Here is an 18,407-nt window from a genome sequence, read left to right as displayed (position 1 = left end):
CCCGCGCATCCGCGCGGATCATGGGGTTTCAGGTGGTGTACGTCGGCCTGGGTCAGGCGTCGGTGGACTCGGTCGCGTCGTCCGTCGCCTCTGCTGCGGGAGCATCCTCGGCCGGAGCCTCGGTGTCCTCGACAGGGGCGGCTTCCTCAGCGGCCGGGGTCTCCTCGGCAGCGGCCGGCGTGCCGGCACCACCTGCGAGGATCGAGGGGTCCTCGGACGCCTTCGCCTCCAGGGCGCCGGCGAGCCGGGCAACCTGGGCGAGCGGGGCGTTGAGGAGGTAGACGGCCTGGGACAGCGACGCGAGCATGCCGCCCGCGAGCTTGCCCAACAGGACCTCACGCGACTCGAGATCGGCCAGCTTGGCGATCTCGGCAGCGTCGAGGGACTTGCCGTCCAGGACACCGCCCTTGATGACAAGAGCGGGGTTTGCCTTGGCAAAGTCACGCAGACCCTTGGCTGCCTCGACCACGTCTCCATTGATGAAGGCGATGGCCGTGGGGCCGGTGAGCAGGTCGTCGAAGCCTTCGATTCCCACCTCGGTGGCGGCAATCTTGGCAAGCGTGTTCTTGACCACGGCGTAGCTGGCGTTCTCGCCGAGGGAGCGCCGCAGGTCCTGCAGCTGCTTCACGGTGAGACCGCGGTACTCGGTCAGCACAGCGCCGGCGGCTTCGTTGAACGACTCAACGATCTCCGCAACGGCAGCAGTCTTTTCTGGCCGCGCCATGGGGTCTCCTTCCGGATGTCGACCACCGGCGTAGACCCCGTACAACGACAAACGCCCCGAGCACAGGCTCAGGGCGCGGAGCCGCATTGCTGCGGATCGTGCTCTCACCTGCGCTGGCCGTCCGCTGTTGGGCGGAACCTTCGATCTCAGGGCTGATGCCCGTCGACAACCGGCGGTCTTTGGATTCGAAGAGCAACAGTACGGCGAGGGCTGCACCGTGCCAAATCGGGAGTTCTGCCACGCGGTCGGCCCGGGGTTGGTTGCATTGCCCCGTGGACGACAACCTTGACACCATCGGCGGCACCCTGGCTCGAGCCGAGGAGCGCATGCGCTCCGGACGTCACGCCGCCGAGCGTCTGTGGCCGACCGGCTTCAGCGACCTCGACGCCATCATCGGCGGCGGCCTGCGCTCGGGCGGCCTGGCGCTGCTCGCCGGCCCGCACGGACTCGGCAAGACGACCTTCGCGGTGCAGATCTGCCGCAACGTCGTACGCACCGGACGCCCGGTCCTCTACTTCTCCTACGAGCACGAGGCCGACGACATCTCCCAGAAGCTGCTGGCCATGGAGGCCGGCGAGCTGGACGCCACCGGGCGCTCGCGCCTGACCACCATCCGCGAGGCCTTCGAGGGCGACGACGTGGGCTCCATCGAGCAGCGGCTCGACGCCATCCCCAGCGCGGTGCAGGCGTTGTCCAACGTGCGCGCCTACGCCGAGCTGATGTTCGTGCACCGATCGACGGGCAGCCGCACCGACCTCGCGGCCATCCGAGCCCACATCGACCGGGTCCGTGCGCTCACGGGCAGCGTCCCGCTCGTGGTGGTCGACTACCTGCAGAAGGTGCTGGTCCCCGGTGGGCCGGCCGACGAGAACGAGCGCTCGACCACGGTCGTCGAGGGGCTGAAGGACCTCGCCATCGACATCGCGGCGCCCGTGCTCGCGATCGTCGCCGCCGAGAAGGAGGCCCTCCAGTCCGGCACCCGCATGCGGATGCACCACCTGCGCGGGTCCTCGGCCCTGGCCTACGAGGCCGACGTCGTGCTCGTCCTCAACAACAAGGTCGACATCGTGGCCCGTCACCACCTCATGTACGACCTCGGCAACACCGAGCGCTTCCGGGAGTGGGCCATCCTCGGGATCGAGAAGAACCGCTTCGGGCGCGACGGGATCGAGCTGGAGTACAAGAAGCGCTTCGACCAGGGCCGGTTCGAACCGGAGGGGCGGACGGTCACCGAGCAGCTGATCGACGACCGGGTCTTCCTCGAGTAGGAACCGGCCCGCGGGTCAGCTCAGGCCGGGGATGTCGTCGGCGACCTCCGCCGCCGGCGGCGCCGAGACGTCGACGTCGGTGCCGAAGTCGTAGTAGGTCCCCTCGGTCGTGCTCGTGGTCGGCTTGCCGCCCGTCATGTTGGGCACCTCGAGCTCCTGGTGGAACTTGCGCGGCTGGTCGTCGGCGTCGACCCACATCTCGATGCCGATCTCCTCGGGCAGGTAGGCGGCCATCTCGGCCGGCATCTCCATCGCCTCGGTGTAGGCCGCCGTGTCCATCACGACGTTGTAGTGGTTGGTCTCGACGCCGTCGACCTCCTCGGTGCCGAGCAGCTCGAACTCCTTCGGCGTCTGCATGGCCTTGAACAGCGTGCTGGGGTCGCTCGCCTTGCCGAGCTGACCGAAGAGGCTGTTGGGGTCGGTCATGTCGACCTTGAACCACTTCTTGCCCTCGGGCAGCGGCAGACCGCCGCCGGAGATGTAGAGGACCTTGTCGAGCATGACCATCTCCATCGCCTGGGCTCCGGTGCTCGCGGCTTCCATCGCGATCCCGTCGTCGCCGTACTCCAGGACGCCGGTCATCTCGGTGGCGCTGGCGCCACCCGACGTGGTGACGCTGAAGGCCATCGACTCGGCCTTCTCCATCGCTGCCATCACTGCGGGATAGAACTCCTCGACCGAGAGCTCCTCGAGGTCACCCGAGACCTCGTCGGTGCTGCCGGACGTGTCGACGCCCGCCGAGTCGTCGCTCGCCTTGGTGTCGGTGTCGCCTCCGCACGACGCCGACGTCAGCACGAGAGTGGTGAGCAGGGAGGCTGCGCCGAGTCGGCGGGCCAGGGACGAGCGGGCCATGGTGGCTCCTTCACGATGTGGGCTGGTCGCGCACATCCTCACCCATCGCGCCCGGGCTCAAACCACGCCACCATCTGCTGAACGGGCACCAGGACGACAAGGCCGGGACGAGAACGATTCCATGCGTTTGTCCTCGGGGCACCCTCCGGACGTGTTGAAATCCGACGGTGGACCCGAAGCTGATTCTCGCGAGTGACGTGCTGGAGCGCGTCGACCGTCGCCTGCTCGACCCCGACTCAGCGGCGCCCCTGTGGCCGACCGGGTTCCCATTGCTCGACGAGGCGCTGGGCGGCGGGCTGCGAGCCGGCACGCTCAACCTGCTGGCCGGTGCCCAGGGCGAGGGCAAGACGACGTTGGCGCTGCAGATGGCTCGCCGCTCCGCCAGCGCGGGCCGGCCCGTCGTCTTCGTGTCCTTCGAGCTCGAGGCCGAGACGCTGCTGCAGAAGTGCATCTCCGCCGAGGCCGCAGAGCGCTCGTCCCGCCCGTCGCCCCTCAGTGTGAAGCAGGTGCGTGCGGCGTTCGAGGCGTCCGACTCCGTCGCGGGCGGCCTGCCCGAGCGGCTCCGCGAGCACGTCGGCGGCATCGAGGCGCTGACCGCCGTGAGTCGCTACGCAGGTCTGCTGTACATCCACCGCTCCACGGCGACCCAGACGACGCTCGACGTGATCGCGGCGTCCGTGAAGGACGTGCTGGTCGAGCACGGCGTCGCGCCCCTCGTGGTCATCGACTACCTGCAGAAGATCTGCACGCCCGACCACTTGCTCGAGGAGGAGAAGGTCACCCGGATCACCGAGGGCCTCAAGGACCTCAGCATCGAGTTCGAGTGCCCCGTGCTCGCGATCTCCGCCTCCGACCGCGCCGGCCTCGAGCCCGGCACCAGGATGCGGGCCCGCAACATGCGCGGCTCCACCGCCCTGGCGTACGAGGCAGACGTCGTGCTGATCATGAGCAACAAGGCCGACGTCGTCGCCCGCCATCACCTCATGTACGCCGCCAACGGCGGCGAGCACTTCAAGGAGTGGTCGGTCGTGACGATCGAGAAGAACCGCTCCGGGCACAGCGGCGGCGAGGTGGAGTTCCGCAAGCACCTCGAGTGCGGGCGGTTCGACGCCACCGGCCAGGTCGTCTCCGAGAAGCTGATGGACGAACGGGTCTACACGGAATAGGGCGGCTCGGGCCCGAAATGACACCACCCCGGCCGCCTGGGCGACCGGGGTGGTGAACAGTTGGTGACTCAGACTCAAGTCAGGCTTGGGCCTCGTCCTCGACCGCGACGTTCTTGGTGCGGTTGGGGTCGACCTGGACGCCGGGGCCCATGGTCGTGGAGACGGTGACCTTCTTGATGTAGCGGCCCTTGGAGCTGGCCGGCTTCAGACGCAGAACCTCTTCGAGGGCGGCGGCGTAGTTCTCCGCGAGCTGCGCCTCGGAGAAGGACGCCTTGCCGATGATGAAGTGCAGGTTGGAGTGGCGGTCGACGCGGAACTCGATCTTGCCGCCCTTGATGTCGGCGACAGCCTTGGCGACGTCGGCCGTGACCGTGCCGGTCTTCGGGTTGGGCATGAGCGAGCGCGGGCCGAGGACGCGACCGAGACGGCCGACCTTGCCCATCATGTCGGGGGTCGCGACCACGGCGTCGAAGTCGAGCCAGCCACCGTTGACCTTCTCGATGAGCTCGTCGCCACCGACGAAGTCGGCGCCGGCCTCACGGGCGGCGTCGGCCTTCTCGGCCACCGCGAACACGAGGACGCGAGCGGTCTTGCCGGTGCCGTGGGGCAGGTTGACGGTGCCGCGCACCATCTGGTCAGCCTTGCGGGGGTCGACGCCGAGACGCATGACGACGTCGAGGGTCTCGTCGAACTTCTTCTTCGAGCCGGCCTTGGCCAGCTTGATGGCGGTCAGCGGGGCGTAGAGCTCGTCCTTGTCGAACTGCTCGGCCGCCGCGCGGTAGGTCTTGCTGCGCTGCATGGGATTCCTCTTATCTGAAAGTGTGGTCGTGAATGAGCCAGCGCGGCTCTGCCACGGGTGTTGCTCGCGGTCGCGAGATGTCAGTCGGTGGTGACGCCCATGGAGCGGGCGGTGCCCTCGACGATCTTCATCGCGGCGTCGATGTTGTTGGCGTTGAGGTCGGGGAGCTTGGTGGTCGCGATCTCGCGCACCTGGTCCTTGGTCAGCTTGCCGACCTTCTCCTTGTGCGGGACGCCCGAACCCTTCTTCAGGCCAGCGGCCTTCTTGATCAGCTCAGCGGCCGGCGGCGTCTTCGTGATGAAGTCGAAGGACCGGTCCTCGTAGATCGTGATCTCGACAGGGATCACGTTGCCACGCATCGACTCGGTCTGCGCGTTGTAGGCCTTGCAGAAGTCCATGATGTTCACGCCGTGGGGACCGAGGGCGGTACCCACCGGCGGAGCCGGAGTTGCTGCGCCAGCCTGCAGCTGCACCTTGACGAGTGCAGCAATCTTCTTCTTGGGAGGCATTTCTTTCTCTCTCTCGTGTGGTCATGACGGGGAACTCCCCCTGCCACTGGTGTTACTTCAACTGGTGCTGGACCTCGTCGCGGCCGGGCGAGCCCGGCCCCGGTGTCAGACCTTTTGGATCTGGCTGAAGCTCAGCTCGACCGGGGTCTCCCGGCCGAAGATCTCGACGAGGGCCTTGACCCTCTGGGACTCGGCGTTGATCTCGGTGATCGTCGCGTGCAACGTCGCGAACGGACCATCGACGACCATGACGGAGTCGGACACGTCGAAGTCGGCCACCTCGACCGGCTTCTTGACGGTGGCGGTGCCCCGACCGGACTTGTCGCCGGCAGCGGCGGCAGCCTCGGCCTCGGCGACGGCGACCACGGCAGGGGCGAGCATGTCCTCGACCTCCTGCATGCTCAGCGGCACCGGCTGGTGGCTGTGACCGACGAAGCCGGTCACGGACGGCGTGTGCCGCACCGCGGACCACGACTCGTCGGTGAGGTCCATGCGGACCAGGACGTAGCCCGGCAGGACGGTGCGGGTGACCATCTTGCGCTGGCCGTTCTTGATCTCGGCGACTTCCTCGGTGGGGACCACGATCTCGTGGATGTAGTCCTCCATGTTGAGGGAGATGATGCGGTTCTCGAGGTTCTGCTTGACCCGCTTCTCCATGCCGGAGTAGGTGTGCACGACGAACCAGTCGCCCGGCTTGGCCCACAGCTCGCGGCGGAACGCCTCGAGCGGGTCGTCGTCCTCGGGCTCGTCGGCAGCGGCCGACTCGTCGTCAGCGTCGATGTCCTCGGGGGCGTCGGTCTCCTCGGTGCCCTCGGCGGGCTCCTCGGTGTCTGCCTCAGGGGTCACCTCAGTGGCCACGGCGTCCGCGGGAGCGTCCTCGGACGGCGCCTCGAGGGCGTCCTCCGGGGTCGCCTCGGGGGCGTCAGTGGCCTCGTACTCATCCGAGGAGTCGTACTGATCCGACACGTAGTGCTCCGAACTTCTGTCTGCTGGTGTGACCGGCCGCGGGCCGGTCGACTGGACTGTTGCGATTCACACGGGTTGATCCGCATGGCCGGCGAACCGGCGGGCGATCACTGGCTGGCGTTGCCGGTGAACAGGGCGAACGCGAGCTTGCCGAAGGCGAGGTCGAGGGCCGCGACGAACGCCATCATCACGAGGACGAACACCATCACCACCAGGAAGTAGGTGATGAGCTGCTCCTGCGTCGGCCAGACGACCTTGCGCAGCTCGGCGACCACCTGACGGTAGAACGTGACAGGACTGGTGCGCTGCCCGTCGTCGCGGCGGGAGTCCTCACGCGACTCGTGGACCGCGTTGGAGTCCGACACGTCTGCCACCTTCTCTTCGTCGTTTGTCTGTTCCGTGTGTTTTGCAGGGCACGAGGGACTTGAACCCCCAACCTTCGGTTTTGGAGACCGATGCTCTGCCAGTTGAGCTAGTGCCCTCCGATGGATCGACACCCGCCGGTGACGCCCGCAGGACGGGCAGCACGAAGCAGGTGGTGTGAGCCACCAAACGTGAAGCATACGCAAGGCCCCCCAGCGGCGTCGAACCGGCGGCTTCGTCGCGCAAGCCTCATCGGCCATTCGCGCATTCGCCATCTGGTCGTCGAGGAGGTAGGGCGAGGTGGGAGGGCCTCGCCGCCCGGCGGGGGTCGTCCAGCTCGGGAGACTGCCATGAACATCCGCCTGCGCTCACTCGTCCGCGCTGCCCCGCTCCTCGTCACCGGCGTGCTCGTCGGCGCCCCACTGGAGCCGGTGCTCGCCGCACCCCCGGGTGCGGACGACGTCGAGAACATCGCCCACCGGGGTTCCTCCGGGGTCGTGCCGGAGAACACGATCGCCGCCGTCGAGCGGGCCCTGGCCCAAGGTGCGGACACGATCGAGAACGACATCCAGCGCACCGCCGACGGCGAGCTGGTGATCATGCACGACACCACGCTCGCCCGGACCACGGACGTGGAGCAGGTCTTCCCCGACCGCGCCCCCTGGTCGGTGGGCTCGTTCACGCTCGCCGAGATCAAGCAGCTCGATGCCGGCTCGTGGTTCTCGGCGGCGTACGCAGGAGAGCGCGTGCCGACCCTGGGCGAGTGGGTGCGGGCCGTGGGCAACCGCGCCGGGATGCTCCTGGAGCCCAAGGCGCCCGAGCTCTACCCCGGCATCGAGGTCGACCTCGACAAGGAGCTGCGCGCCCTGCCGGAGTTCACGCGGGCGCTCAAGCGCGGTGAGGTCGTCGTGCAGGCCTTCAACCACCCCTGGCTCAGGGCCTACCAGGACCTCGCGCCCGACGTGCCGACCGGCCTGCTCTTCGGCGCCACCCCGACGCAGGCCCAGATCGACGCTGCCGCGACGTGGGCCGAGCAGGTCAACCCGGCGCTCGGGGTGACCAGCGAGGGCACCGTCACGGCCGTGCACGACGCGGGCATGGAGATCAACGTGTGGACCGTCAACGGCGGGCAGGACATGCGCCGCGCCCTGTCCTGGCAGGTCGACGGGATCATCACCAACTACCCGCAGGTGCTCGCCGAGATCCTGCGCAAGAGCTGAACCTCCCGGCCACGAGGACGCGGCGCCCTAGCATGGCGACATGCCTGGGCACCGCGACCTCCACACGCTCCCCAAGGCGCATCTCCACCTGCACTTCACCGGCTCCATGCGGCACGCGACGCTGCTCGAGCTCGCCGAGCGCGACGGCATCGCGCTGCCGGACAGCCTCGTCGAGGACTGGCCGCCCCAGCTCTCGGCCGCCGACGAGAAGGGCTGGTTCCGCTTCCAGCGCCTCTACGACGTCGCACGCTCGGTGCTGCGCACGCCCGACGACGTACGGCGACTGGTGCTCGAGGCAGCGGAGGACGACGTCGCAGACGGCGGGCGGTGGCTCGAGATCCAGGTCGACCCCAGCGGCTATGCCGCCCGGTTCGGCGGCATCACCACCTTCACCGAGCTGGTGCTCGACTGCGTCCGCGACGCCTCGGAGCGGACCGGTCTGGGCATGGCCGTGGTGATCGCGGCCAACCGCACGCGCCACCCCCTCGACGCGCGCACCCTGGCCCGGCTGGCCGGGCAGTACGCCGGTCGCGGAGTCGTCGGCTTCGGGCTGTCCAACGACGAGCGACGGGGACGGACCGGCGAGTTCGCCGGGGCCTTCGCGATCGCGGAACGCGCGGGGTTGCTGCTCGCCCCGCACGGCGGCGAGCTGCGCGGGCCCGAGCACATCCGGGTTTGTCTGGACGAGCTGCACGCCGACCGCCTCGGCCACGGCGTGCGCGCTGCCGAGGACCCGGCGCTGCTCGACCGGATCGTCCAGGCCGGGGTGGCCCTGGAGGTGTGCCCGGTCTCCAACGTGGCGCTCGGCGTCTATTCCGACCTCACCTCGGTGCCGCTTCCCCAGCTGATCGCGGCCGGCGCCACCGTCGCGCTGGGTGCCGACGACCCCCTGCTCTTCGGCTCGCGGCTCGCCGGCCAGTACGCCACCATGCGCGCCGCCCACGACCTCGACGACGCCACGCTGGCCGACCTCGCCCGCAGCTCCTTCGCCGCCTCGCGCGCCCCCGCCGAGCTGATCTCCGCGGCAACCGGGGAAATCACCGATTGGCTGTCGGTCGTTCCTGAGAGGATGTCGGGGTGACGCCACCCGACGAGCCGCCGAGCAACCCCTACGACCCCAACTGGCCCAAGCCGGAGCAGCCCGCCTCGAGCGGGAGCAGCGACTCCCCCGGCCAGCCGTGGGGTCAGCCCTACGGCCAGCCCTACGGTCAGGACCCCTCGGCGCACCAGCCTCCGCCGTCGACCGGCGAGGCGCCGTTCGCGCCCCATGGCCAGCAGCAGCCGTGGGGGCAGGCGCCCTACGGACAGCCGGGCTACCCGTCCCAGGCGCCCTACGGCACGCCGACCTACGGCGGACAGGTCGCCTCGCACCCGTCGGCGACGACCGCCATGGTGCTGGGCATCGGCGCCCTGGTCGGCATGTTCGTCTGCGGCGTGCCGGTCCTGCTGGCGCCGTTCGCCTGGATGATCGGCGGTCGCGCGGTCAAGGAGATCGACGCCAACCCGGGTCGCTGGTCAGGACGCGAGCAGGCGCAGGCCGGCCGGATCATGGGCATGATCGGCACCGGTCTGCTGGTGCTCGGCACCATCGCCGCCATCATCTTGTTCACGGTCGCGTTCTCGGTCACCGAGGGCTCCGACCTGGGCTTCGACCCGGAGACCGACTCCTACACGTCCGACCCGTCGTTCTGAGGCTCGTCCTCAGAGGGTGCAGCCGACGAGCACCGGCTCGTTGACGAGGCGTACGCCGAAGGCCTGCTCGACCCCGTCGCGCACGGCGCGCGCCAGCGCGAGCAGCTCGGCGGTCGTGGCAGAGCCACGGTTGGTGAGCGCGAGCGTGTGCTTGGTCGACAGCGAGGCCCGGCCACCGATGTCGTGGCCCTTGGCGAACCCGGCGCGCTCGATCAGCCAGGCGGCGCTGGACTTCACGGTGCCGTCGGGCTGGGGCCAGCGGGGCGCGTCGGGCGGGAGGGCGTCGGCCTGCTCGGGCGTGAGGAACGGGTTGGTGAAGAAGGACCCCGCGCTCCAGGTGTCGTGGTCGGTGGGGTCGAGGACCATGCCCTTGCCGGCACGCAGGCCGAGGACGGCGCTGCGCACCTCGGCGAGCGGCGCGCGCTGGCCGGCCTCGACACCGAGGGTGCGGGCGAGCTCGGCATAGGCGACCGGCGCGCCGAGAGACCCCGGCCGCAGCTGGAAGTCGACGCTGAGGACGACGTGGCGCGAAGGATCGGCCTTGAAGCGCGAGTGGCGGTAGCCGAAGCCGCAGTCGGCAGCGGCGAAGGTGCGCACGCCCTTGAGCGTGCGGTCCCACACGCGGACCGACGCGATCGTCTGGGCGACGTCCTGGCCGTAGGCGCCGACGTTCTGGATCGGGCTGGCACCCACGCGGCCCGGGATGCCGGAGAGCGCCTCGACGCCGACCCAGCCGCGCTCGACGGCGGTGGCCACGAAGTCGTCCCAGCCCTCACCGGCGGCGACCCGGACCATGACCCCGCCGCAGACGCCGTCGCAGTCGTCGGTGTCGGGGGTGATGCCGGACGTGGCGACCTCGACGACGAGCCCCTCGAAGCCGTCGTCGGCGACCACGAGGTTGGAGCCGCCGCCCAGGACCAGGACCGGGGTGCTGCTCGCGTCGGCGCCGGAGACGGCGTCGATGATCTCCTGCTCCGTCGTCGCGCGCACCCAGGCGCGGGCCGGACCGCCGAGGCGCAGGGTCGTGTGGTCGGCGAGGAGCCGGTTGGACGGGTCAGGCACGGACGACGGCCTTGGGCATCCCGAGGACCTTGACGTCACCGCAGGTCACCTCGAGGGCGATCGTGACCAGGCCGTCCTCGACCTTCTTGACCGAGCCGGCGACGACGATCTCGACGGCGCCGTCGGCCGGGACGACGACCGGGTTGGTGAACTTGCAGCCGAGCTCGACGACCTCGGCCCCGTCGGTCCACGCCGCGACCGCCCGCCCGGCGAGGCCGAGGGTGAGCATGCCGTGGGCGATGACACCGGGCAGGCCGACGCTGCGGGCGACGTCCTCGTCCTGGTGGATCGGGTTGGGGTCGCCGCTCGCCTGCGCGTAGGCGACCAGGTCGGCGCGGGTCAGGGGGTAGGTGACCGGCTCGAACGCCTCGCCGGCCCTCATGCGGCACCCGCGGTGTGGACCAGGGTCGCCTTCGCCGTACAGACCAGGGCGCCGGAGGCGTCGTGGATCGCGCTGCTGGTGCCGATGATGTCGGCGCCGCCGATCTGGCGCAGCGAGGCCACCGTCAGCGTGGCGGTGAGCTGGTCGCCGATCCGGACCGGGCGCTCGTAGGCGAAGCGCTGCTCGCCGTGGATGATCCGGAAGAGGTCGATCTCCTCGGCGGCCAGGAACGCGTTCATCGCGTCGAAGGCCAGGACGATGGGGTAGGTCGGGGGCACTGCGTCACCCGCCGGGCCACCGAGCGCCGTCGCGAACGCGTCGACATCGGCACGCGACACCTCGCGCTGGGGCGTCGGTGGGAACTCGCGCCCCACCAGGGACTGATCGACGGGCATGGGCGTGAGCCTAAATGACGACGACCCGGCACAAGATGTGCCGGGTCGAGGTGAAGAGCTGGGATCAGCGGGTCTCGCGGTGCGCGGTGTGCGTGCGGCAGCGCGGGCAGAACTTCGACAGCTCGATGCGGTCGGGGTCGTTGCGGCGGTTCTTCTTGGTGATGTAGTTCCGCTCCTTGCAATCGACGCACGCGAGCGTGATCTTGGGGCGAACGTCAGAGCTCTTGCTGGCCACGGGATGTCCTTAGAAGTTTGTGAATCAATGCAGGCTGTTCGGTAGCGGGGGCGGGACTCGAACCCGCGACACCACGATTATGAGCCGTGTGCTCTAACCACCTGAGCTACCCCGCCGCCAGGCAGGTGCACCGCCAGACTACGACGAGCTCCAACCCAGAGCCCCTTTACGGAATCGAACCGTAGACCTTCTCCTTACCATGGAGACGCTCTGCCGACTGAGCTAAAGGGGCAACGACGGAGAAGAATACACACGGCCGACCGGGAACTGAAATCGCCTCAGCGCAGCGCTCTCAGTCCTGGATCCGGGGCCACGGAGCAGCCTGTTCCAACTCGTAGGCCAGCTCGATCAACCGGGCTTCGCGACCCCATCCGGCGCCCAGCATCATGCCCTGCGGAAGCCCCGTCGAGGTGGTCGCCAGCGGCAGCGAGATCGACGGCTCACCGGTGGCGTTGGCCAGCGGCGTGAAGGCCACCCAGTCGAGCAGCCGCCCCATGATGTCGTCGTAGTCGGCGCTCGGCGAGAGGTCCCCGACGCGGGGTGTGGCCGTCGCCAGCGTCGGCGTGAGCGTGACGTCGTACGTCGCTCGGTGGCGCGCCGCGAGGCGCTTGCTGGCGCCGATCGCGGCGATCGCGCCGGGGAGGCGGTGGAGGTGGCGGCGGGTGTGCCGATCGAGCCCGAGGGTGAGGTTGTCGAGGCGGGAGCGGTCCCACGTGGGACCGAAGGTGCTCCGGCCGGTGCGCACGATGAACATCGCCAGCATCCCCCAGTAGAGGAGGAAGTCGTCGACGAAGGAGTCGGGCACCGGCGGGTCGATCTCCTCGACGCGGTGACCCAGCGACTCGAGCAGGGCGGCGGTCTTGAGGGTGAGCTCGCGGACCTCCGGGCTGGCGTCGCGGCCGACGCCCTGCGTCACCACGGCGATCCGCAGCCGGGAGCGCCCCGGCCGGGTGAGGTCGCCGATCGGGGCCAGCCGCGGGTGCCGGAAGACCTTCTCGGCCTCGCGGTAGAACGCGGCCGTGTCACGCACCGACCGGGTCAGCACGCCGTCGGAGACGATCCGCACCGGCATGTCGCGCATCATCTTGTCCTGCGCCAGCCGGTTGCGCGTCGGCTTCAGCCCGACGAGGCCGTTGACGGCGGCCGGGATGCGGATCGACCCGCCACCGTCGTTGGCGTGCGCGATCGGGACCACGCCGGCCGCGACGAACGCGGCCGAGCCCGCGGAGGAGGCGCCGGCGTAGTGGTCGAGGTGCCACGGGGTGCGCACCGGGCCGAGGCGCGCGTGGTCGACGGCGGCATTGAAGCCGAACTCCGAGAGCCGGGTCTTGCCGAGCGGGATCACGCCCGTGGCGAGGAACATCCGGGCGAAGTCGCCGTCCTGCTTGCGGGGACCTCCGACGAAGGCGTCGGTGCCGTGCTGGGTGGGCATCCCCGCGACGTCGACGTTGTCCTTGACGAACGTCGGCACCCCGGCGAAGAAGCCGGGCCGCGGCGCCCGCGACTCGGCGCGAGCCCGCTCGAAGGCCGCATGGGCCATCGCCCCCAGGTCGGCGTCGACCGCCTGCGCGCGGGCGATCGCCGCGTCGATCACCTCGGTGACCGGGAGGCCGGCGTGCATCGCAGCCACCAGCCCCACCGCGTCGAGGTCCTGCAGGGCGTCGTCGGCGAAGGCGTGCACGCGGGTCATGCCGGGCAGGGTAGCCCCGACGTCACTGCAGGAGCAGGAGCAGGACGGGGAGCAGCATGCTCGTGGCGAGGGCGGTCAGGCCCATCGACAAGCCGCTGAACGCGCCCTCGGTCTCGTCCTCGGCCAGGGCGCGACTCGTCCCGATCCCGTGCGAGGTGGCACCGAGCGCCAGGCCGCGTGCCCGGCGGTCACGCACACGCGCCAGGTCGAGCACGGCCGGACCGACCACCGCACCGAGGACCCCGATCGAGATCGCGAACACCGCCGTCAGCGACGGGATGCCGCCGGCCACCTCGGACAACGCGATCGAGACGGGCGTCGTCGCGGCCTTGGGGGCCATCGTCACCGCCAGCACCTCGTCGCCGCCGAGCGCCTTCACGAGCGCGTAGGCCGTGACGATCGACGCCGCCGCGCCGACCGGGATGGCGACCAGCATCGGCAGCAGGACGCCCCGCAGTCGCCGTACCTGCCGATGCAGTGGGACCGCGAGCGCGACGGTCGCCGGACCGAGCCAGAACGCGACGATCTCGGTGCCCTCGCGGTAGGCGGCGTAGTCGATGTCGGCCGCCCAGAGGACCAGGCCGATGAACACGATCGCGACGAGCACCGGCTGCGCGAGCGCGTGCCCGCCCGTCCGGTCGCGCGCCTCGCAGCCGAGGCGGTAGCCGACCAGCGTCAGCGCCACCAGGGCGAGCGGCGAGGTGCGCAGCCACTCGAGGGCCTCGCTCATGTGCGCCTCGTCATGAGCGTCACGAGCCAGCCGACGACGAGCAGGCCGGCGAGCCAGCTCACGGCCATGGCGCCCACGATCGGCAGCGCGTCTGCTCGCAGGACGGCGAGGTAGGTGACGATGCCGACGCCCGCCGGGACGAAGAAGAGCTGCAGGTGACGGAGCATCGCGTCCGAGGCCCGCAGCACGCCGGCGCCCTCGTCGGGATCTCGCCACTGGAGGAGCGCGAAGAGCAGCACCATCCCGACGATCGGCCCCGGCACGGGCGCATCCGTCAGGCGGACCGCGACCTCGCCGACGACCTGGCAGACCAGGAGCCACATGAGGCCGTTGATCACGCCCAGACCCCGCTCGAGCCGCGGCGGTGGCAGCCGACGAGGTGGTCGTCGACGATCCCGACGGCCTGCATCAGCGCATACATCGTGGTCGGGCCGACGTGCGCGAAGCCGATCCTCTTCAGTGCCTTGCTCAGGGCGAGGCTCTCGGGGCTGGTCGCCCCCATCTCGTCCGTGTCGTGGGGGGCGGGGGTCCGGTCGGGACGGAAGGACCACAGGAAGTCGACGAGTCCGCCCTGGTCGCGCAGCGCCACGGTCGCCCTGGCGTTCGCGACGGCGGCGTCGATCTTGCGGCGGTTGCGCACGATGCGTGCCTCGAGCATCAGGCGCTCGGTGTCGCTGTCGTCGTACGCCGCGACCACGTCGGCGTCGAAGCCGACGAACACCTCGCGGAAGGCCTCGCGCTTGTTCAGGATCGTCAGCCAGGACAGCCCCGACTGGAACGCCTCCAGGGTCAGCCGCTCCAGGTGGGCGGCCTCGCCGACGACCGGCATCCCCCACTCCGTGTCGTGGTAGGCGAGGTTGACCGGGTCGCCCGCACCCCACGGGCAGCGCGCGAGTCCGTCGTCTCCGATCACAGGTCCGGCCATGGGCGTCATCCTCGCGCGGCCTGCCGAGCCGGCGCCAACCCGACCCCGAGCCGCCGACCCGCTTGACCTAATGCGTTAGTCATGACTAACGTATTACTCATGACCGACGCCCTCTCCGCTGCCGCGGAGCCCACCCGGCGCCGGATCCTGCAACTGCTGGCCCCGCAGCCGCGGACGGTCAGCGAGATCGCTGCCGACTTCACCGTCACCCGCTCGGCCATCTCCCAGCACCTGCTGCTGCTGGAGGAGGTCGGCCTGGTCACGGCCGAGAAGGTCGGGCGCCAGCGGATCTACCGCGTCCGACCCGACGGCCTGCGCGAGCTCCAGGCCGAGATCGACCGCTTCTGGACGACCGAGCTCGACCTGCTGGTCGCCGACGCACACCACCTCGACGACAACCGCCCAACCGACCACCGCTGAAAGGCACTCCCATGACCACTGTCACCAAGACCGCCGTCCTGCCCGTCTCCGTCGACGAGGCCTTCGCCCTCGTCACCCAGCCCGAGCGGCTGCGCCGCTGGCAGACCGTCACCGCGCGCATCGACCTGCGCGTCGGTGGCGACTACCGCTGGACGGTCACGCCCGGCCACATCGTCGCCGGCACCGTCCTCGAGCTCGTGCCGGGCAAGCGGATCGTCCTCGGCTGGGGCTGGGAGGGCGGCCTCGACCCCGCCACCTCCACCGTCTCCATCACCCTCACGCCGGTCGGCGACGGCACCGAGGTCACCCTCGTGCATGAGGGCCTGACCGGCGAGCAGGCCGCGAGCCACTCCGAGGGCTGGAACCACTTCTTCGAGCGGCTCGAGCGGCTCGCCACCACCGGCGACGCCGGCCAGGACGAGTGGGCCGCGGCCCCGGAGAACCTCGACGAGCTCACGGCCGCCGAGGCCACGCTCGCGGTCCTCCAGCCCGTCCTGCGCGGCCTCGCGGCCGAGGACATGGCCGCGCAGACGCCGTGCGCCGACTTCGACTGCGACGCCCTGGCCACCCACCTCCTCGGCTCGCTCGTCGGGGTCGGCGCGATGGCCGGCGTCGACATCGCGACCCCGGAGGACGGCACCCTGGAGGACCGCGTCTCGACCATGGCCGGCGACGTGATCGAGGCCTACCGCGCCCGCGGCGTCGAGGGCACGGTGGCCGGTCCCGGCGGCCACGACCTGCCTGCGCGCGTGGCGGTGACGATCCTGTCGATCGAGTTCCTGCTGCACGCCTGGGACTTCGCGCAGGCCAGCGGCCAGCAGGTCACCGTCGCCGACGAGGTCGTCGCCTGGGTGCGCGAGCACGGCGGCGACATCATCGTGGGCGCCCGCGCTCGCGGCGCGTTCTCCGACGAGGTCGAGGCCCCGGCCGACGCGTCGCCGCTCGACCGGCTTGCGGCGTTCGCCGGTCGCCGTACGCCCGTCGCGGTCGTAGCCTGACGACCATGGAGATGCCGAAGCACACCGACGAGGACAAGGCCCGCTTCCGGTCGCTGGTCACCGAGGGCCCGGGCGTCGAGATCAAGCCGATGTTCGGCTCGGTCGGCGCGTTCGTGAACGGCAACATGTATGCCGGGTTGTTCGGGTCCGCGGTCGGCGTCAAGGCCTCCGCGGAGGACCTCGCCGAGCTCGGCGCCATCGAGGGCGCGGGTCCGTTCGGGCCGGCCGAGCGCCCGATGGGTGGCTGGCTCGCGCTGCCGGAGTCCTTCAGCGACGAGGAGGCGATGTCGTGGATCGAGCGGGCCCGCGAGCACATCGCGACCTTGCCGCCGAAGGTGAAGAAGGCGAAGAAGTGACCCAGCTGTCAGCGGGCGAGTCGCTCACCCTGGCGGACGGCCAGCCGCTCGGAAAGCTCCGGATGGCCGTCGGCTGGGAGCACACCCATACGGCCGGTTTCGCGGGCAGCGGAGCGGCACCGGCCGACCTCGACGCGTCGGCCGTGCAGTTCGCCGGCGGCCAGTTCTTCGACGTCGCGTTCTTCAACAACCTCGCGACCCGCGACGGCTCGGTCGTGCACCTCGGCGACAACACCACGGGCAAGGGCGAGGGCGACGACGAGTCGATCAGCGTCGACCTGGCCAAGGTTTACGCGAAGGTCGACACGATCCTGTTCCTGGTGACGAGCTACCAGGGCCACTCGCTGGAGTACATCCGCAACGCCTACTGCCGCCTGATCGACGACGCCGGTGTCGAGCTCGCCCGCTTCACGCTCACGCTCGAGGTGCGCGAGACGGGCGCCGTCCTGGCCAAGCTCGTGCGGTACGGCGACGCGTGGCAGCTGCACGCCATCGGCTCGGGCATCGCCCTCAAGACGCCGACGGACTCGATCGAGTCGCTGGCGCCGTACGCCTGAGAGGACGACCTAGCCGCGCGAGCGGAGCCGCGCGTTGGGCAGGGTGGGCGCGGGGATCGGCGGGAGCGGTTCGTCGACCACGATGCCGAAGCGACCGGGTCGCACCTCGCGGCCGTCGGTCACACCGACGACCTGGTCCTGCCACTCCTCACGGAACGCGACGACCTCCTCGTGGGTGCGGCCCACGAAGTTCCACCACATGACGATCTGCTCGCCGAACGGCGGACCGCCGAGCACCACCACGCGCACGGCTTCAGCACCTGCGGTCAGCGCGATCGACGTACGACCGGGAGCGACGTAGGCGAGCTCGTCCTGCTTGACCTCGCGCTCGTCGACCTGCAGGACGCCGCGGTCGACGAGGAAGCCGAGCTCGAAGGTGTCGTCCACCTCGAGGTCGAGCCTGGCCCCCGGGTCGAGGTGCAGCTCCGCACCGAGGAGCGGTGTGTGCGTCGACACCGGCGACGTGTCCCCGAGCAGCGAGCCGAGGAACACACGCGCCTGCCAGCCCGACCCGGTCAGCAACGCCGGCGCGTGGTGGGCGAAGCCGGGCGCGACGTGACGGCTCGCGTCGGGCAGGGCCACCCAGAGCTGGACGCCGTGCAGCGACGTCGTCCCGGCCGTCGACACCTCGGAGTGACTGATGCCCTGGCCGCCGGTCATCAGGTTGACCTCGCCGGGCCGCACCATCGCGTCGTTGCCCGCGCTGTCGCGGTGGCGGATCTCGCCCTCGAACAACCAGCTGACGGTCTGCAGCCCGGTGTGCGGGTGGGGCGCGACGCTCATGCCGCCCGACTCGGCGACCAGGTCGGGACCGTAGTGGTCGACGAAGCACCAGGCGCCGATGAGCGAGCGCTCGCGCTGCGGGAGGGTACGGCGCACCCGCATCGCGCGAGGCCCGCCGAGCGGCACGTCGCGCGGCGAGAGGACCTCGATGCCGCACTCGACGTCGCCCGTGGTCGCCACGGTCTCCTGGGGGTCGCGCTCGGGGTTGGTCATGGTCCCCCACGCTACTCCGGGGAATCGGCCGCACATCGAGGTCCGTTGGCAGCAATTTCACTCGACCCGGCACCTTCACCCTCCCTAGGGTCACAGGGACCG

General features: G+C 70.4%; 24 protein-coding genes and 3 tRNA genes. 9 read left to right on the top strand and 18 right to left on the bottom strand.

The window, feature by feature from the left end; translation table 11 throughout:
* Nucleotides 1–52: 52 nt before the first annotated feature.
* Complete coding sequence (gene rplJ / locus C9J87_RS01395) at nucleotides 53–724, bottom strand: 50S ribosomal protein L10 (RefSeq protein WP_010831573.1); 672 nt, start codon at nucleotides 722–724, stop codon at nucleotides 53–55.
* A gap of 272 nt (nucleotides 725–996) precedes the next feature.
* Between rplJ and C9J87_RS01390 the strand changes: the two genes are divergently transcribed.
* Nucleotides 997–1,992, top strand: coding sequence for a DnaB-like helicase C-terminal domain-containing protein (locus C9J87_RS01390; protein WP_198652197.1), 996 nt, complete (start codon nucleotides 997–999; stop codon nucleotides 1,990–1,992).
* A 15-nt stretch (nucleotides 1,993–2,007) separates the two neighbouring features.
* On the opposite strand, the gene C9J87_RS01385 is transcribed toward C9J87_RS01390, so the two are convergent.
* On the bottom strand, nucleotides 2,008–2,844 hold the full coding sequence (locus C9J87_RS01385; RefSeq protein ID WP_107704527.1) for a LolA-like protein: 837 nt from the start codon (nucleotides 2,842–2,844) through the stop codon (nucleotides 2,008–2,010).
* 167 nt (nucleotides 2,845–3,011) lie between these two features.
* Between C9J87_RS01385 and C9J87_RS01380 the strand changes: the two genes are divergently transcribed.
* Nucleotides 3,012–4,010 (top strand): DnaB-like helicase C-terminal domain-containing protein, encoded by a 999-nt coding sequence (locus C9J87_RS01380; protein ID WP_010831570.1) that lies wholly within the window; start codon nucleotides 3,012–3,014, stop codon nucleotides 4,008–4,010.
* A gap of 79 nt (nucleotides 4,011–4,089) precedes the next feature.
* On the opposite strand, the gene rplA is transcribed toward C9J87_RS01380, so the two are convergent.
* From rplA to C9J87_RS01355, 5 genes are all read right to left on the bottom strand, one after another.
* Nucleotides 4,090–4,809 carry a 50S ribosomal protein L1 gene (rplA, locus tag C9J87_RS01375; RefSeq protein WP_010831569.1) on the bottom strand — a complete coding sequence of 240 codons (720 nt, stop codon included), beginning with the start codon at nucleotides 4,807–4,809 and terminating at the stop codon, nucleotides 4,090–4,092.
* An 80-nt stretch (nucleotides 4,810–4,889) separates the two neighbouring features.
* Nucleotides 4,890–5,318, bottom strand: coding sequence for a 50S ribosomal protein L11 (rplK, locus tag C9J87_RS01370; RefSeq protein ID WP_010831568.1), 429 nt, complete (start codon nucleotides 5,316–5,318; stop codon nucleotides 4,890–4,892).
* Nucleotides 5,319–5,423: 105 nt separating this feature from the next.
* Complete coding sequence (gene nusG / locus C9J87_RS01365; protein ID WP_010831567.1) at nucleotides 5,424–6,284, bottom strand: transcription termination/antitermination protein NusG; 861 nt, start codon at nucleotides 6,282–6,284, stop codon at nucleotides 5,424–5,426.
* Between the two features lie 107 nt (nucleotides 6,285–6,391).
* On the bottom strand, nucleotides 6,392–6,649 hold the full coding sequence (secE, locus tag C9J87_RS01360) for a preprotein translocase subunit SecE (RefSeq protein WP_036490027.1): 258 nt from the start codon (nucleotides 6,647–6,649) through the stop codon (nucleotides 6,392–6,394).
* A gap of 44 nt (nucleotides 6,650–6,693) precedes the next feature.
* Nucleotides 6,694–6,766: transfer RNA gene (locus C9J87_RS01355), tRNA-Trp, on the bottom strand.
* Between the two features lie 231 nt (nucleotides 6,767–6,997).
* On the opposite strand from C9J87_RS01355, the gene C9J87_RS01350 reads away from it, so the two are divergent.
* Genes C9J87_RS01350 through C9J87_RS01340 form a run of 3 tightly spaced genes read left to right on the top strand, consistent with a single transcriptional unit; the run spans nucleotide 6,998 to nucleotide 9,559 of the window.
* Nucleotides 6,998–7,867, top strand: a complete 870-nt coding sequence (locus tag C9J87_RS01350; protein ID WP_157953078.1) for a glycerophosphodiester phosphodiesterase — start codon at nucleotides 6,998–7,000, stop codon at nucleotides 7,865–7,867.
* Between the two features lie 40 nt (nucleotides 7,868–7,907).
* Nucleotides 7,908–8,948, top strand: a complete 1,041-nt coding sequence (locus C9J87_RS01345; protein ID WP_107704525.1) for an adenosine deaminase — start codon at nucleotides 7,908–7,910, stop codon at nucleotides 8,946–8,948.
* Complete coding sequence (locus C9J87_RS01340; RefSeq protein ID WP_107704524.1) at nucleotides 8,945–9,559, top strand: DUF4190 domain-containing protein; 615 nt, start codon at nucleotides 8,945–8,947, stop codon at nucleotides 9,557–9,559. The genes C9J87_RS01345 and C9J87_RS01340 overlap by 4 nt, the downstream gene beginning before the upstream one ends.
* A 9-nt stretch (nucleotides 9,560–9,568) precedes the next feature.
* Here C9J87_RS01340 and C9J87_RS01335 read toward each other — a convergent pair whose 3' ends face one another.
* From C9J87_RS01335 to C9J87_RS01290, 10 genes are all read right to left on the bottom strand, one after another.
* Nucleotides 9,569–10,621 carry a UDP-N-acetylmuramate dehydrogenase gene (locus C9J87_RS01335; RefSeq protein WP_107704523.1) on the bottom strand — a complete coding sequence of 351 codons (1,053 nt, stop codon included), beginning with the start codon at nucleotides 10,619–10,621 and terminating at the stop codon, nucleotides 9,569–9,571.
* Nucleotides 10,614–11,003, bottom strand: a complete 390-nt coding sequence (locus tag C9J87_RS01330; protein ID WP_107704522.1) for a MaoC/PaaZ C-terminal domain-containing protein — start codon at nucleotides 11,001–11,003, stop codon at nucleotides 10,614–10,616. Before C9J87_RS01330 ends, C9J87_RS01335 begins: the two co-directional genes overlap by 8 nt.
* Nucleotides 11,000–11,398, bottom strand: a complete 399-nt coding sequence (locus tag C9J87_RS01325; protein WP_010831560.1) for an FAS1-like dehydratase domain-containing protein — start codon at nucleotides 11,396–11,398, stop codon at nucleotides 11,000–11,002. Before C9J87_RS01325 ends, C9J87_RS01330 begins: the two co-directional genes overlap by 4 nt.
* A 64-nt stretch (nucleotides 11,399–11,462) precedes the next feature.
* Complete coding sequence (gene rpmG, locus C9J87_RS01320; RefSeq protein WP_036490026.1) at nucleotides 11,463–11,633, bottom strand: 50S ribosomal protein L33; 171 nt, start codon at nucleotides 11,631–11,633, stop codon at nucleotides 11,463–11,465.
* 42 nt (nucleotides 11,634–11,675) lie between these two features.
* Nucleotides 11,676–11,749: transfer RNA gene (locus tag C9J87_RS01315), tRNA-Met, on the bottom strand.
* Nucleotides 11,750–11,792: 43 nt separating this feature from the next.
* Nucleotides 11,793–11,865, bottom strand: a tRNA-Thr gene (locus C9J87_RS01310).
* A 60-nt stretch (nucleotides 11,866–11,925) separates the two neighbouring features.
* Nucleotides 11,926–13,323 carry an amidase gene (locus C9J87_RS01305; RefSeq protein WP_010831558.1) on the bottom strand — a complete coding sequence of 466 codons (1,398 nt, stop codon included), beginning with the start codon at nucleotides 13,321–13,323 and terminating at the stop codon, nucleotides 11,926–11,928.
* 22 nt (nucleotides 13,324–13,345) lie between these two features.
* Nucleotides 13,346–14,053: an LrgB family protein gene (locus C9J87_RS01300; protein ID WP_010831557.1), complete on the bottom strand. Its 708-nt coding sequence runs from the start codon at nucleotides 14,051–14,053 to the stop codon at nucleotides 13,346–13,348.
* Nucleotides 14,050–14,391, bottom strand: a complete 342-nt coding sequence (locus tag C9J87_RS01295; protein ID WP_010831556.1) for a CidA/LrgA family protein — start codon at nucleotides 14,389–14,391, stop codon at nucleotides 14,050–14,052. The genes C9J87_RS01300 and C9J87_RS01295 overlap by 4 nt, the downstream gene beginning before the upstream one ends.
* Complete coding sequence (locus C9J87_RS01290) at nucleotides 14,388–14,978, bottom strand: DNA-3-methyladenine glycosylase I (protein ID WP_010831555.1); 591 nt, start codon at nucleotides 14,976–14,978, stop codon at nucleotides 14,388–14,390. Before C9J87_RS01290 ends, C9J87_RS01295 begins: the two co-directional genes overlap by 4 nt.
* Before the next feature lie 99 nt (nucleotides 14,979–15,077).
* Between C9J87_RS01290 and C9J87_RS01285 the strand changes: the two genes are divergently transcribed.
* Genes C9J87_RS01285 through C9J87_RS01270 form a run of 4 tightly spaced genes read left to right on the top strand, consistent with a single transcriptional unit; the run spans nucleotide 15,078 to nucleotide 17,309 of the window.
* Nucleotides 15,078–15,398, top strand: coding sequence for an ArsR/SmtB family transcription factor (locus tag C9J87_RS01285; RefSeq protein WP_010831554.1), 321 nt, complete (start codon nucleotides 15,078–15,080; stop codon nucleotides 15,396–15,398).
* Nucleotides 15,399–15,409: 11 nt separating this feature from the next.
* Nucleotides 15,410–16,396, top strand: a complete 987-nt coding sequence (locus C9J87_RS01280; protein WP_107704521.1) for a TIGR03086 family metal-binding protein — start codon at nucleotides 15,410–15,412, stop codon at nucleotides 16,394–16,396.
* A 5-nt stretch (nucleotides 16,397–16,401) separates the two neighbouring features.
* Entirely contained in the window at nucleotides 16,402–16,752 is a 351-nt protein-coding gene (locus tag C9J87_RS01275; protein WP_010831552.1) for a TfoX/Sxy family protein, read from the top strand.
* A complete protein-coding gene (locus C9J87_RS01270) occupies nucleotides 16,749–17,309 on the top strand; it encodes a TerD family protein (protein ID WP_010831551.1) in 561 nt (186 codons plus the stop codon). The genes C9J87_RS01275 and C9J87_RS01270 overlap by 4 nt, the downstream gene beginning before the upstream one ends.
* A gap of 9 nt (nucleotides 17,310–17,318) precedes the next feature.
* Here C9J87_RS01270 and C9J87_RS01265 read toward each other — a convergent pair whose 3' ends face one another.
* Nucleotides 17,319–18,305 carry a pirin family protein gene (locus C9J87_RS01265; protein ID WP_010831550.1) on the bottom strand — a complete coding sequence of 329 codons (987 nt, stop codon included), beginning with the start codon at nucleotides 18,303–18,305 and terminating at the stop codon, nucleotides 17,319–17,321.
* Nucleotides 18,306–18,407: the final 102 nt, after the last annotated feature.

The organism is Nocardioides allogilvus (assembly GCF_003047285.1).
In the GTDB taxonomy this organism is placed as follows: Bacteria; Actinomycetota; Actinomycetes; order Propionibacteriales; family Nocardioidaceae; genus Nocardioides; species Nocardioides allogilvus.
The sequence above is the reverse complement of the archived record's forward strand: the minus strand, read 5'-3'. Positions and strand labels throughout refer to the sequence as shown.

Coding starts and splice junctions, on each gene's coding strand:
- C9J87_RS01350 (WP_157953078.1), top strand. CDS start 6,998: ATGAACATCCGCCTGCGCTCACTCGTCCGCGCTGCCCCGCTCCTCGTC.
- C9J87_RS01280 (WP_107704521.1), top strand. CDS start 15,410: ATGACCACTGTCACCAAGACCGCCGTCCTGCCCGTCTCCGTCGACGAG.
- C9J87_RS01345 (WP_107704525.1), top strand. CDS start 7,908: ATGCCTGGGCACCGCGACCTCCACACGCTCCCCAAGGCGCATCTCCAC.
- rplA (WP_010831569.1), bottom strand. CDS start 4,809: ATGCAGCGCAGCAAGACCTACCGCGCGGCGGCCGAGCAGTTCGACAAG.
- C9J87_RS01265 (WP_010831550.1), bottom strand. CDS start 18,305: ATGACCAACCCCGAGCGCGACCCCCAGGAGACCGTGGCGACCACGGGC.
- C9J87_RS01290 (WP_010831555.1), bottom strand. CDS start 14,978: ATGGCCGGACCTGTGATCGGAGACGACGGACTCGCGCGCTGCCCGTGG.
- C9J87_RS01305 (WP_010831558.1), bottom strand. CDS start 13,323: ATGACCCGCGTGCACGCCTTCGCCGACGACGCCCTGCAGGACCTCGAC.
- C9J87_RS01300 (WP_010831557.1), bottom strand. CDS start 14,053: ATGAGCGAGGCCCTCGAGTGGCTGCGCACCTCGCCGCTCGCCCTGGTG.
- rplJ (WP_010831573.1), bottom strand. CDS start 724: ATGGCGCGGCCAGAAAAGACTGCTGCCGTTGCGGAGATCGTTGAGTCG.
- C9J87_RS01385 (WP_107704527.1), bottom strand. CDS start 2,844: ATGGCCCGCTCGTCCCTGGCCCGCCGACTCGGCGCAGCCTCCCTGCTC.
- C9J87_RS01325 (WP_010831560.1), bottom strand. CDS start 11,398: ATGCCCGTCGATCAGTCCCTGGTGGGGCGCGAGTTCCCACCGACGCCC.
- C9J87_RS01275 (WP_010831552.1), top strand. CDS start 16,402: ATGGAGATGCCGAAGCACACCGACGAGGACAAGGCCCGCTTCCGGTCG.
- C9J87_RS01330 (WP_107704522.1), bottom strand. CDS start 11,003: ATGAGGGCCGGCGAGGCGTTCGAGCCGGTCACCTACCCCCTGACCCGC.
- C9J87_RS01285 (WP_010831554.1), top strand. CDS start 15,078: ATGACCGACGCCCTCTCCGCTGCCGCGGAGCCCACCCGGCGCCGGATC.
- rplK (WP_010831568.1), bottom strand. CDS start 5,318: ATGCCTCCCAAGAAGAAGATTGCTGCACTCGTCAAGGTGCAGCTGCAG.